The sequence below is a fragment of the Acidovorax sp. SUPP2539 genome, from assembly GCF_030158975.1.
Taxonomy (GTDB): domain Bacteria; phylum Pseudomonadota; class Gammaproteobacteria; order Burkholderiales; family Burkholderiaceae_C; genus Paracidovorax.
The window spans coordinates 254,276-266,458 of the sequence record NZ_BQXJ01000008.1; the positions used below are offsets into that span (position 1 = coordinate 254,276).

Here is a 12,183-nt window from a genome sequence, read left to right on the forward strand (position 1 = left end):
CGGCGGCGGCCTGTCGGCCTCAAACGGCGGCGCGCTCCAGCCGGAACACCGGGCGGCGCTCGCCCACGGGCACGCCGCGCGCGCTCAGCAGCGGTGCGGCGCGCCAGGGCGCCAACGCGGCGCGCTGGGCGGCATTCATCCAGCCCAGCTGGTCCAGCACCTCGACGGCGGCGGCGATCTGCGCGGTCATGTTGCCGTCCATGACCTTGAGCGCGAAGGCCTCGCCCCGGCTGCGGCTGCCCAGCACCTGCACGCCATCGGCGCCCGTCTTGGACACCCAGTCGCCCCCGCCGGCCCGCATGAAGTCGGCATCGTGCCGCCCCGTGCCCGAGCCCAGTGCAGGAAACGCCACCATGGCATCGGCCAGCGCCGCCAGGTGCGGGCCCAGGTCGCTGTCCTGCGGTGCTTCGCCGGCCAGCCGGGCGTAGCCCCGCGCCAGGTGCGCCAGCGGCATGGCGTAGTTGGGCACCGAACAACCATCGATGCCCATCGCCAGGTCGCCGGGCGTGAGCCCCACGGCGCTGGCGACCTGCTCGCGCACCTGGATCTGCAGCGGGTGCGTGGGGTCGGTGTAGTCGGGCAAGGAAAGGCCTTGCTGCACGCAGTACGCCACGAACCCCGCATGCTTGCCGCTGCAGTTGTGGTGGCGCTCGTCGTGCACGGCACCGGGCGCGACCGTACCCAGCCCGAGGGCTGCGAACAGGGGCACGTGGCAGCCGCAGCGCAGCACGGTGTGGTCCTGGCCCACGCTGTCGAGCATGCCCTGCACCACCTGCACGTGCTGCGCCTCGCCGTTGTGGCTGGCGCACAGCAGTGCCAGTTCGCGCTCGCCCCAGGCGAGGGCGTTCACGCCGCCGGACTGCAGCAGCGGCAGGGCCTGGAAGGCCTTGATGGTGGAGCGGGTGAACACCCGCGCGCACGGGTCGCCCACCTGCGCGAGCAGCCGGCCCTGCCGGTCCACCACGGCCACCGAGCCGGCATGCAGGCTTTCGGGAATGCCGCCACGGGTGAGTTCGATCAACGGTGCATGGTGCATTGGGGCCGCTCGCTTTCGTTCTGGGAGTGGGTCTGCCCTCGGGCAGGCGGATGAAAAGATCCCGGCGCTGCCGCGTCAGTGCGGAAGCACGGTGCCGCCCGACACGCGAAAGCCCACCGTCGGCCCGCCGGCCGCCTTGCCCAGCGGCACCCCGAGGGCGATCACCCCCGTGCCATGCAGCAGGCAGGCGTCGCGGCGCAGGTTGACGACGGTGCTGCCGCCCCCGAAGTGCACCCAGGTGCCGAAGCTGCTGAGGTCGGTGAGCACGAAGGTGCCGTTGCGCCAGTCGATGCGGGCATGCAGGCGCGAGACGCGGGGGTCGCCCACATGCACCTGGGCCTGCGTGGCGCGGCCCAGGTGCACGGGCGTCTGGGTGGACAGGAAGGCGCGGTGCGCGCCGCCCCAGGACAGTTCCAGGCAGGCGCTGCCGGAATCGAGCGGCATCACCGTGCTGGGCAGCGCCGCCTGCATGGTGACCGAATCGCCCTCCTCGCCATCGCGCCATTCGACCTGGTACATGACGATGGGCTCGGACCGACCGCGCAGGTCCATGGCGCCCAGGCGTACGAACCAGGTGCCGTCCACCGAACCCGCCTGCTCCACGGTGCTTTCGGTGGCCCAGATCTCGCGCGGGCCGGCACGCTCGGACAACCGGGCGGCCACATTGACCGCGTCGCCGTAGCAGTCGCCATCCACCTGCACGATCTCGCCGCTGGCCAGGCCCGCGCGCAGGTCGAGGCGCAGTTCGCGCGGCCAGGCGTGCATGCGGTGGTGGTGGCTGCGCATCATCGCGGCCATGGCGGCCATGGCGGCCATGGCGGCCACGCCGGCCGCGCCGTCCTCGAACACGCCGAGCACGCCATCGCCCAGCGTCTTGACCACGCGGCCGCCATGGGTGGTGACGGTCTCGCCGATCCAGTCGGTCAGCTGGGTGACGGCGGCGGTCGCGCGTGCATTGCCTACGGCCTCGAACAGCGCGGTGCTGCCCGCGATGTCGGCGAACACGACGGTGTGCACCGTGCCGCCCGTCATGGCGCGGCCCTCCGGCCAGCGCCTGACCGCGAGGTGGCGCCAGGGTTTTCAGCGATCAGGGATGCGTGCACACACGCGAACAGACGAGGCACGTAGAGGAAGGAATGGAAACGGAATGCAAATTATGGGGCCGGCTCGGGCCGCCTGCAGCGGGCCATGGAAGGGGCCCCAGCGTTCCTCAGTGGGTGTGGCCCCAGTACAGCAGCGCGTCGCGCCCTTCGACCGACAGCGACACCGAGGCGCCCACCGGCAGCAGCACCTTGGTGGCGACATGGCCGTAAGGCAGGTTGGTCAGCACCGGCGCCTTGATCTGCGTGCGCAGCCAGTCCACCACGCTCTGCAGCTTGAAGCCCTTGTCGTGCGGTGCGAGCTTGTAGCCGGTGAACTGGCCCAGGATCACGGCCTTCTGCTGCGCCAGCACGCCCGCGTGCAGCAACTGCGTGAGCAGGCGCTCCACGCGGTAGGGGTGCTCGTTCACGTCCTCGATGAAGAGGATGCCGCCGCGCACCGCCGGCAGGTAGGGCGTGCCCACCAGCCCGGCCAGCACGGCGAGGTTGCCGCCCCAGAGCTGCGCGCTTTTCACGTAGATGTCGCGCACTGCGGGCTGGCCGGCGGCGTTGGGCTTTTCGGCGTTCATGCGCCAGCCGCTGCCCTCGCCGTGGCCGGTGAGCAGGTCGTCCAGGCAGGCCAGCATGATGTCGTCGGGCTCGCCTTCCGGGCCCAGGTCTCCGCACAGCGAGGGGCCGGCCCAGGTGATGGCGCCGGTCTTGGCCAGCAGTGCGTTCTGGAACGCCGTGAAGTCGCTCACGCCGACGAAGCGCGTGCCCCCCGCGACCGCCTTGGCCACCGCCTTGTAGCGGATGCCCGGCAGGATGCGGGTGATGCCGTAGCCGCCGCGCGAGATCAGGGCCAGGTCGGCGCCGCTGGCCGCCGCGCGGTGGATGGCCGCCAGCCGGGTGGCGTCGTCGCCCGCGAAGCGCGTGTGCGTGGCCAGGGCATCGGCATCCACCTCGACCTCGTGCCCCAGGGCCTTCAGGCGGGCGATGCCGCGCTTGAACGCCGCCTTGTCGCGCACCGCGCCGGAGGGCGAGTAGATGTAGATGTGCCGGGGGCCGTGGTCGTGGCCGCAATGGGCGTGGTCGTCATGGGATGCAAGGGACAAGGCATTCAGGCCGCGCGGCCTGCTCCGGTGGATGCGGTGTGTGCGCCGGTGCGGCCGGCGCGCTAGGGTCGGAAGTATTCCACAGCCCGCGCGGCGATTTCGGCGCCCTGCTCCGGCACGAAATGCCCCGCACCGGGCACCGCCAGCGGCGGCGGGCTGCCGCGCACCAGGGCCTGCAGGGATTGCATGGCCGCAGGGCCCAGCGCGGCGTCCGGTGCGCCGGCCACCAGCAGGCTGCGGCCTGTCCATTCGCTCTGCCAGAAGCGGCGGGCGGCCAGGGCCATGGCGGCGCCCTCGGGTTGCGCCGCCACGGCCTGCGGCAGCGCCCGCAGCGCAGCGCGAAAGCCCACATCGGGAAACGGCGCATCGTAGGCCGCCTGCGCCTCGGGAAGCAGCGGGCTGCCGGCCGCTTGCGCCACCAGGCGGCCTGCGCCCGCGCTGCGGCCGGCCCGGGCGCATTCCGCCTGCCACGCCTGCAGGCGATGGGGCACCGGCGCATCGGCGCCGGCGAGCCAGGTGTTCATGGCCAGCACGCCGTCGAACCGCCCGGGCAAGGCCATGGGTAGCGTCAGGCCCAGCGCCCCGCCCCAGCCCTGCACCACCAGCACGGCGTGGCGCAGGTCCAGCCGTTCGATCCATTCGATCAGCACCTGCCGGTGCCATTCGAAGCGGTGGGCGGCCTCTTTCTTGGGCTTGTCGCTGCGGCCGAAACCGATGAGATCGGGCACCACCACCCGGTCGCCCGCGGCGGTGAACACCGGCAGCATGTGGCGGTACAGGTAGCTCCAGGTGGGCAGGCCGTGCAGGCACAGCCAGGTGCGGGCTGCATCGCGCGGACCCTCGTCCAGGTAGTGCAGGCGCAAGCCGGCGAGCGCGGGCAGGTCGCTCAGGTAGTGCGGTGCCCAGGGGTAATCGGGCAGGCCCGCGAAGGCGGCGTCCGGCGTGCGCAGCGCATCGTCGCGCAGCGGGTGGGCCGACAGCGCCCGGGCACGCTGCTGGCTGCGCCGCTCGCGGAAAAAACCGCTGAGCAACTCGCCGCACTCCGGGGCCAGCACGCCGCGCCGCACCTGGGTGTGGTGGTTCAGCCGCGGCTCGGCGAACAGATCGACGACCGAGCCGGCCGCGCCGGTCTTGGCGTCCTGCGCACCGTAGACCACGCGCGGCAGGCGGGCGTGCAGCATGGCGCCGCTGCACATGGCGCAGGGCTCCAGCGTGACGTAGAGGGTGCAGCCATCCAGCCGGTAGTTGCCCAGATGCGCCGCCGCCGCCCGCAGCGCGGCGATCTCGGCGTGGGCGGTGGGATCGTGGCCGGCGATGGGGGCGTTGCGGCCCGTGGCGATGACTTCGCCGTTGCGCACCACCACCGCGCCCACCGGCACCTCGCCCGCCTCGGCCGCAGCACGCGCCTCGGCCAGGGCGTGGCGCATCCAGCGCGCATCTTCATCGTCGGCCGAATCCATCATTTGCTATTATTTTTATAGCTATCAGGGCATGAAAAACGCCGGCATGGGCCCGATTTCACTTGGATTCGTCTTCCGGCATGGGGCGGGCCTGCTGCATGAGCGCCTCCATCTGCTGCTTGACCTGTTGCTGCACCTGCTGGCTCTGCTGGCGCACGGTGACGGCCGAGGCCCCGCTGGCCGGCGGCTGGGCGCCCGGCACCGCGATGACGGGCACGGAGGCGCGCGTGGCGCCCATCTGCTTTTTCACGAGGACGGCGACGATCGCCAGGGCCACGAGCAGGCCCACGAGTCCGAATCCCATGCGCATGGTCAGTTCTCCGTGTGTTGCGCGACCGGCGGCGGCCCGATGCTCTGCCGCGCGCCGACTCCACCCTGCGCCCCATTCACGGGGTCACGGGATCGAAATCGCACGGGGAGTGGCATCGGCGGCGCCGCCGGACAGAGCCGCCACTGTAACGAAGAACAGCGCGCTGGCGGGCGCGCTCGGGGTGCAGGATCAGTTCAGGGCCACCCGCGCGTTCGCCGGGTAGTGGTACAGCGTCACGGCCGGCGCCGTCAACTCGCCCTTGGGCGTGAACGCGATGTTCGCCGTCACGCCCTTGTACTGCGTCTTGGCCAGGAATGGCGCGTAGACCTTGGGGTCCACCGAGTCGGCACGCTTCATCGCGTCCACCAGCACCATGGCCGCGTCGTAGGCGTACGGGCTGTAGATCTGGAACTGGCCGGGGAACTTGGCGTCGTAGCGCTTCTTCCATTCGGCGCCGCCCTGCATCTTGGTGACCGAGGCCCCGCCCGTGGCGCAGGTCACGTTCTTGAGCACGGCCGCCTTGGACGACAGGTCGGGCAGTTTCTCGGTGCACAGCGCGTCGCCGCCGAAATACTTCACCGAGCCCAGGCCCAGTTGCTCCATTTGGCGCAGCATGGGGCCGGCCTGGGCATCGAGGCCGCCGTAGAAGATGCCGTCGGGCTTCTTGGACTTGATGGCGGTGAGGATGGCCATGAAGTCCGTGGCCTTGTCGTTGGTGAACTCCTCGGACACCACCGTCAGGCCCTTTTGAAGCGCCGTGGCCTTGAACACCGCCGCCACACCCTGGCCGTAGGCCGTGCGGTCGTCGATGATCGCCACGGTCTTGAGCTTGAGATGGTCCGCCGCGTAGAGGGCCAGCGCCGCGCCCAGCGCGCTGTCGTTGGCGATCAGGCGGAAGGTCGTCTTGTAGCCGGGCTTGGTGAGGTCGGGGTTGGTGGCCGCGGCCGTGATGTGGGGCAGGCCGCACTTGTCGTAGATGGACGAGGCGGGAATCGACGTGCCCGACTGCAGGTGGCCGACCACGCCCGCCACCTTCAGGTCGCACAGCTTCTGCGCCACGCCCGTGGCCTGGCGCGGGTCGCCGGCATCGTCTTCGGCGGCCAGCTCGAAACGGATCTTCTTGCCGCCGATCACCAGGTTCTGCGTGTTCAGGTCGTCCAGCGCCAGACGCACACCGTTTTCGGTGTCCTTGCCGATGTGGGCGATGCCGCCCGACAGGGGGCCGGCGTGGCCGATCTTGACGGTCTGCACGTCCTGGGCCATGGCGGCGCCGCAGGCCACCAGGGCCGCGCAGGCCAGCGCGGTGGACCGCAGGGAAAAACTCAGTCGGGAAGCGTTCAGCACTCTCAAAGTCTCCATCCTTGTCGTTGGAAAGCCGCCGGGGCCGGCGGCAAGGCGTGCGTATGCTAGCCGCGCCACGCACCGGTTCCGGGATAAATCGCACCAATTCAGTGCAGATTGCGGGGCATTCGCGCCGCTAATGCCGGCCCGGGTAGGCACCGGCAGCGCCCGCTGGGATAATCGCGCCCCATGTCCCTGCTGCCCCACCAGATCGAACTGCTTTCCCCGGCGCGCGACGCCGACATCGGCATCGAGGCCGTCAACCATGGCGCCGACGCCGTGTACATCGGCGGCCCGGCCTTCGGCGCCCGGGCCGGCGCGGGCAACGATCTGCGCGACCTGGAGCGCCTGGTGCGCCATGCGCACCGCTTCCACAGCCGCATCTTCGTCACGCTGAACACCATCTTGCGGGACGACGAGCTGGAAGGCGCACGGCAGATGGCCTGGCAGGTATACAACGCCGGGGCCGACGCGCTCATCATCCAGGACATGGGCCTGCTCGAACTGGACCTGCCGCCCATCCAGCTGCACGCCAGCACCCAGACCGACATCCGCACGCCCGAGAAGGCGCGCTTCCTGCAGGACGCGGGCCTGTCGCAGATCGTGATCGCGCGCGAGCTGGACCTGCAGGAGATCGCCGCCGTGCGCGCCGCCACCGACCCGGCGCGCACCACCATCGAATTCTTCGTGCACGGCGCGCTGTGCGTGGCCTATTCCGGCCAGTGCTACATCACCCATGCGCACACCGGCCGCAGCGCCAACCGGGGCGACTGCAACCAGGCCTGCCGCCTGCCGTACGAGGTGCTGGACGGCAGCGGACGCATCATCGCCCACGAAAAGCACGTGCTGTCGATGAAGGACAACAACCAGAGCGACAACCTGCGGGCGCTCATCGATGCGGGCGTTCGCAGCTTCAAGATCGAGGGCCGCTACAAGGACATGGGCTACGTGAAGAACATCACGGCGCACTACCGCAAGCTGCTCGACGAGATCATCGAAGAGCGCGAGTTCTCGTCCGAGCCGCTGGCGCGCTCGTCGTCCGGGCGCACCACGTTCACCTTCACGCCCGACCCCGACCAGAACTTCAACCGCGAGTTCACCGACTACTTCGTCAACGGACGCCAGGACGACATCGGCGCGTTCGACACGCCCAAGACGCCGGGCCGCGCCATCGGGTGGGTCACCAAGGTGGGCGAGAACTTCGCCGAACTCGAACTGTCCAGCCCGGACACCGTGCTGCACAACGGCGACGGCCTGTGCTACTACGACCTGCAAAAGGAACTGGTGGGCCTGCAGATCAACCGCGCCGAGGCGGTCAACGCCCGGAAAGGCCTGTGGCGCGTGTTCCCCAAGGACCCCATCGCCGGCTTCAAGGATCTGCGCCGTGGGCTGGAGATCAACCGCAACCGCGATATGGACTGGGTGCGCACCCTCGACAAGAAGTCGAGCGACCGGCGCATCGGCCTGTGGGCACAGCTGTCCGAAACGCCCGACGGCTTCGACCTCACGCTGACCGACGAGGACGGCTTCGTCGGCAGCGCGGCGATCGTGCACCCGCACCAGCGCGCCACCGATGGCCCCCAAGCCGAGGCCACGCTGCGCGAGCAACTCGGCCGCTTCGGCGCCACGGTGTTCTCCGTGCACGACATCGCCCTGAGCCTGTCGCAGCCCTGGTTCGTGCCGGCCTCGGCATTGAACCCGCTGCGCCGCGACGCGGTGGCCGCGCTCGAATCCGCACGCGCCGCCGGCCTCGTACGCCTGCCCCGCGCCGAGCCCGTCCAGCCCCCCGTGCCCTTTCCCGAAGACACGCTCACCTATCTGGCCAACGTGTTCAACCAGAAGGCGCACGACTTCTACGTGAAGCACGGCGTGAAGGTGATCGATGCGGCCTACGAGTCGAAGGAAGAGGAAGGCGAAGTCAGCCTGATGATCACCAAGCACTGCGTGCGCTTTTCCATGAGCCTGTGCCCCAAGCAGGCCAAGGGCGTGATCGGCGTGAAGGGCACCATCAAGGCCGAGCCGCTGCAGCTCATCAACGGCAAGGAAAAACTCACCCTGCGCTTTGACTGCAAGCCGTGCGAGATGCACGTCGTGGGCAAGATGAAGAAGTCGGTGCTCAACCAACACGCGCGCGATATGCAGGCGGTGCCGATGCAGTTCTACCGCACACGACCTGTGGCGGGATAGCACCGTTGCAACGCGGCTTTGGCCGCCGCCGCATGCCCCGGGACATTCGCCCCGGCTACACCCGACCCCCATCAGCCTCAAACGGAGGGCCAGAATCTGCGGCCGAGAACAACCCGCGAGGTGCGGTCTTGCCTAAACGTCTTTCGCAAAAGAGTAGAAAACAGGATGATAAGCCAGGGGCGTTTAAGCAGCGATTTTAAATACAGTCTTTAAAAACCGAACAGGCCACAATAAAATATATTACATAAAAACTTGGAACCAAGAACACAGCAGCCACAAAAATTGACGAAAACTTAAACCTCGTTATTGCAAACAAGCAAAAGGGTGTTGCGACCGCCAAAACCAAATACTCCCTCTTTGGCAAGGCCTCAAGCCAATTCGTATTGTAATCAATGAAATACATTGAAAACACCGACAAGAAAATAATGGCGCAAAGATAAAAAAGCAACTTCAACGATCCTATCGCCGCATCCAAAAATCGCCCTTTCATCATTTGACCTCGACTGTTCCAACAGGGGCAACAATATTGCTGATAGGCAAAGGATTGCCGTATCCAGGTGCCTGCCAATTGCCTCCAGTGTTTAGCGTTGGAGGAACTGCTCCAGCTCTCTGTATGACACCAGACACATATGAGTTGCTATTGTATGTACCGGGATCCATTTGCCCATCCTGCGTTCCAGGAATCAGAGAGACATTAGGCTTGGAATACGGAAGGCAATTACAGTATTCTTCCGATGCCTTCTTCAGCTTCTTGAGAAATTCACAATCCGTCATTCCTTCCGGCTTTTGAATGGCCTGCCTTACATCTATGCCTTTTGAATCTCCAGGATAGTTGGAACGCGATACAAGATAGCCATTCGCAAAGTTTCCAGAAGGTTGGCCTCCAAGAGTCTTTACACCAGCAAGATCACAATTCGCGTCATCTGGTTTAAGTTCAATGGCAAGATGATGCGAATTCGGATTGGTCAATTTCCCCACTGGACCGGCAGCTGGATGGCCCACGATATTGGCCTCCAATCCTAGCGGGTCAATCATGGTGATGGGTTGATTTGTATAGAGATATAAATTTCTACCCCCATTTAGGCCGATGGGATCCTGCGTGATGTACTGCCCCAGGTGTGGCTGAAGCGGTTGTAATGCAGCCCGGTCTCGGCATCGATCTGCTGGCCCTGCAGCCGGATGCTCTGCTCGATCCGTTGCGGGTTGTATTCCTCCTGCATGTCTCCCCAGGCACCGTAGCTGGCTGCCCAGGTAATCTCGCCGGCCTTCTCGCCATTGCCATCCACCCGTCCGATCGGCGTGCACAGATGGTCGCACAGGCAGTGCCGTATGCATCCTAGCTAACGACCGATGTGCTGCGCTCTCTGAGTAGGTTTCTTTTTTAAAGTATGGCAAGCCCATTTCCACACTTGATCACGCCATTTTTAATTATCAATTTTGACATCATTAATAAGCATAGAAAAATAGTAGACCAATGCTACATCCCCACCAAAAACAGTAATTTCCTTATCTTTTAAATATATAAAATTATATTGACTTCCATTCTTTCGAGAAAGGTATTTCACATAATATCCATAGGACGTTTCCTGCACAATCCTATCTAAAACCCCCTCCTTATCATTTGGAGATTTTATTATTTTTTCGAAATTTGGCCCTTCATCCACACCCAATGCAACGTCTTCTCCCGTCGAGAGCAAACATCTAAACCGATAACGTTTGCCATCAATCTGAACACATCCCGTAGGCAGAATAAATTCATGGCCATTAATTTTTACAATTGAATTTCTCGCAGGGGCATCAGCTTGTGCAAACGCCACAACAGAAACTGCCGTAAAAAATGAAATAAATAATTTTTTCATGGTTTTGGAATTCTCCCACCAGGAATGCCATTCCCCAATGTTCCTGGCGTTGACTTATAGACATCAACCGAACCTTGCCCGATATCTTTCATACCTTGAATTCTTTCTTTCCTTGCTGATTCTCTCATATCTTCCATCTCAGCAGAACTCTTACTGCAAGCAGGACCACTCATGATGCAATCATAAACATCCATATCTTTTTTGTTAGCGCCTTCCATTTTTTTAGCACCATTATTTATTTTCTCCCCACCTTTTTTTATTCCTATTACTTTATTGACTCCGCTGGCACGTCCATCTTGATTGGCCAGTTCAGGAGTGGTCGTCTCTGTCAAACCCAGAGGATCTACATAAATTATTGGATTAAGAGGGTAAATATATTTATTAACTCCCCCATCTAGCCCGATGGGATCCTGCGTGATGTACTGCCCCAGGTGAGGGTCGTAGTACCGGAAGCGGTTGTAATGCAGCCCGGTCTCGGCATCGATCTGCTGGCCCTGCAGCCGGATGCTCTGCTCGATCCGGTGCGGGTTGTATTCCTCCTGCACATCTCCCCAGGCGCCGTAGCTGGCCGCCCAGGTGATCTCGCCGGCCTTCTCTCCGTTGCCATCCACCAGCCCGATCGGCGTGCCCAGGTGGTCGCACAGGTAGTGCCGGATGGTGAGCGGGTTGCCCGCTGCCTGGGCCTGTCGCTCGGCCTGCAATTGACTCACGCTGCCCGCCATGGCCTGCGCCAGATCCTGCGGCATGTGTTTTTGCACCAGGGCCAGTGCCTGCGCGCCGCTGGCGGGGTCCAGCACGGTGTTCAGCGCCGCCTGCACCATCTCCCGCTGCGCGCGCGGCATGGCCGCGAAGCTGGCCGCCGCATCCGTGGTGTCTTCGCCCGGCTCTGCTTGCATCAGCAACTGCACCGCATCCTTGGCCCCCTGCCTGCGCTGCAGCTGAAGCAGCGGCACGAAGCTGGCCGGCTCGTACACCGTGTGCCGGATGCCTTGCCCATCCTGCGTGTGCACCAGCCGGTCGCCGTCCCAGCCGTAGTGGGTGCTCTCCCGGTGTCCTTCGCGGACCACGGCCTTGCCCAGACGCCGCCCGAACGCGTCGTAGCGGTAGCGCGCCACCGGCGTCCAGCCCGGCTCGCCCGGCGCCTGCTCGGACACCGCCGCCAACTGGTGCAGCGCGTCGTACTCCAGCCGCAGCGTGCGCCCATCGGCGTGCTGCGCCTGCACCCGGTTGCCGAAGGCGTCGTAGCGGTAATGGAGGGTGCCCCCTTCCGCTGCGCTGCTCCAGCCGATGCGGTTGCCCGGCCACTGCTGCACCGGACCGCCCGCGCGGCCTGGCGCACCGCCCTGCGGCTGCAGCAGATCGAAGCCCGGGTCGTGCAGGTTCTGCTGCACCTGGCTCGCCCAGTCCTGGCGGTCCGCACCCGGGGCCGCCTCCTGGCCCGAGGGGTCCGGCAGCCGGTTGCCCGCCGGATCGAGCCGCCAGCGCCGCTGCTGCACGGTGTCGGCGACCGCATGCACCACGCCGGTCAGGCGCTGGTGCACGTCGTAGTGGTAGCGCGTGGCATCCAACGGGGTCTGCACGCCCACCAGTTGGCCCAGCGCGTCGTAGGTGTAGCGGCGCACGGACAGGGCGGCGAGCGGGCCCGGTGCCTGCGCCGCGCCTGCCGAGAGCAGCCCTTGCCAGTCTTGCTGCAGCAGCCGGCCCATGGGGTCCAGGCGCCGGGTCTGGGTGACTGCGGCATGGACCCGTTGCGCGCCGCCCTCCAGCTGCAGGCTGCGCGCGACCTCCCGGTGCAG

Annotated in this window: 11 protein-coding genes; 1 reads left to right on the forward strand and 10 read right to left on the reverse strand. The window is 65.6% G+C overall.

Annotated elements, in window-relative coordinates; all coding sequences use genetic code 11:
* Positions 1-19: 19 nt before the first annotated feature.
* The 6 genes from AVTE2539_RS23830 to AVTE2539_RS23855 form a co-directional block, all read right to left on the reverse strand.
* Complete coding sequence (locus AVTE2539_RS23830; protein ID WP_284414496.1) at positions 20-1,036, reverse strand: asparaginase; 1,017 nt, start codon at positions 1,034-1,036, stop codon at positions 20-22.
* Positions 1,037-1,111: 75 nt separating this feature from the next.
* Positions 1,112-2,068: an adenylate/guanylate cyclase domain-containing protein gene (locus tag AVTE2539_RS23835; protein WP_284414498.1), complete on the reverse strand. Its 957-nt coding sequence runs from the start codon at positions 2,066-2,068 to the stop codon at positions 1,112-1,114.
* A gap of 178 nt (positions 2,069-2,246) precedes the next feature.
* Entirely contained in the window at positions 2,247-3,230 is a 984-nt protein-coding gene (locus tag AVTE2539_RS23840) for an LD-carboxypeptidase (RefSeq protein WP_284414499.1), read from the reverse strand.
* 62 nt (positions 3,231-3,292) lie between these two features.
* The gene (tadA, locus tag AVTE2539_RS23845; protein WP_284414537.1) at positions 3,293-4,690 is read right to left on the reverse strand and encodes a tRNA adenosine(34) deaminase TadA; all 1,398 of its coding nucleotides are present in this window, start codon (positions 4,688-4,690) and stop codon (positions 3,293-3,295) included.
* Positions 4,691-4,748: 58 nt separating this feature from the next.
* Positions 4,749-5,000 carry a hypothetical protein gene (locus tag AVTE2539_RS23850; RefSeq protein ID WP_284414501.1) on the reverse strand — a complete coding sequence of 84 codons (252 nt, stop codon included), beginning with the start codon at positions 4,998-5,000 and terminating at the stop codon, positions 4,749-4,751.
* A gap of 189 nt (positions 5,001-5,189) precedes the next feature.
* The gene (locus AVTE2539_RS23855; protein ID WP_502868973.1) at positions 5,190-6,344 is read right to left on the reverse strand and encodes a branched-chain amino acid ABC transporter substrate-binding protein; all 1,155 of its coding nucleotides are present in this window, start codon (positions 6,342-6,344) and stop codon (positions 5,190-5,192) included.
* Between the two features lie 186 nt (positions 6,345-6,530).
* On the opposite strand from AVTE2539_RS23855, the gene AVTE2539_RS23860 reads away from it, so the two are divergent.
* A complete protein-coding gene (locus AVTE2539_RS23860) occupies positions 6,531-8,528 on the forward strand; it encodes a peptidase U32 family protein (protein ID WP_284414503.1) in 1,998 nt (665 codons plus the stop codon).
* A gap of 489 nt (positions 8,529-9,017) precedes the next feature.
* On the opposite strand, the gene AVTE2539_RS23865 is transcribed toward AVTE2539_RS23860, so the two are convergent.
* From AVTE2539_RS23865 to AVTE2539_RS23880, 4 genes are all read right to left on the reverse strand, one after another.
* Positions 9,018-9,563 (reverse strand): hypothetical protein, encoded by a 546-nt coding sequence (locus AVTE2539_RS23865; protein WP_284414541.1) that lies wholly within the window; start codon positions 9,561-9,563, stop codon positions 9,018-9,020.
* Positions 9,564-9,607: 44 nt separating this feature from the next.
* Entirely contained in the window at positions 9,608-9,814 is a 207-nt protein-coding gene (locus AVTE2539_RS23870) for a hypothetical protein (protein ID WP_349817216.1), read from the reverse strand.
* Between the two features lie 138 nt (positions 9,815-9,952).
* Positions 9,953-10,387, reverse strand: a complete 435-nt coding sequence (locus tag AVTE2539_RS23875) for a hypothetical protein (RefSeq protein ID WP_284414505.1) — start codon at positions 10,385-10,387, stop codon at positions 9,953-9,955.
* Positions 10,384-12,183: RHS repeat-associated core domain-containing protein (locus AVTE2539_RS23880; RefSeq protein ID WP_284414507.1), on the reverse strand; the 1,800-nt coding region annotated here is incomplete at its 5' end. The genes AVTE2539_RS23875 and AVTE2539_RS23880, both read right to left, overlap by 4 nt.

Coding starts and splice junctions, on each gene's coding strand:
- AVTE2539_RS23830 (WP_284414496.1), bottom strand. CDS start 1,036: ATGCACCATGCACCGTTGATCGAACTCACCCGTGGCGGCATTCCCGAA.
- AVTE2539_RS23835 (WP_284414498.1), bottom strand. CDS start 2,068: ATGACGGGCGGCACGGTGCACACCGTCGTGTTCGCCGACATCGCGGGC.
- tadA (WP_284414537.1), bottom strand. CDS start 4,690: ATGGATTCGGCCGACGATGAAGATGCGCGCTGGATGCGCCACGCCCTG.
- AVTE2539_RS23850 (WP_284414501.1), bottom strand. CDS start 5,000: ATGCGCATGGGATTCGGACTCGTGGGCCTGCTCGTGGCCCTGGCGATC.
- AVTE2539_RS23860 (WP_284414503.1), top strand. CDS start 6,531: ATGTCCCTGCTGCCCCACCAGATCGAACTGCTTTCCCCGGCGCGCGAC.
- AVTE2539_RS23865 (WP_284414541.1), bottom strand. CDS start 9,563: ATGATTGACCCGCTAGGATTGGAGGCCAATATCGTGGGCCATCCAGCT.
- AVTE2539_RS23875 (WP_284414505.1), bottom strand. CDS start 10,387: ATGAAAAAATTATTTATTTCATTTTTTACGGCAGTTTCTGTTGTGGCG.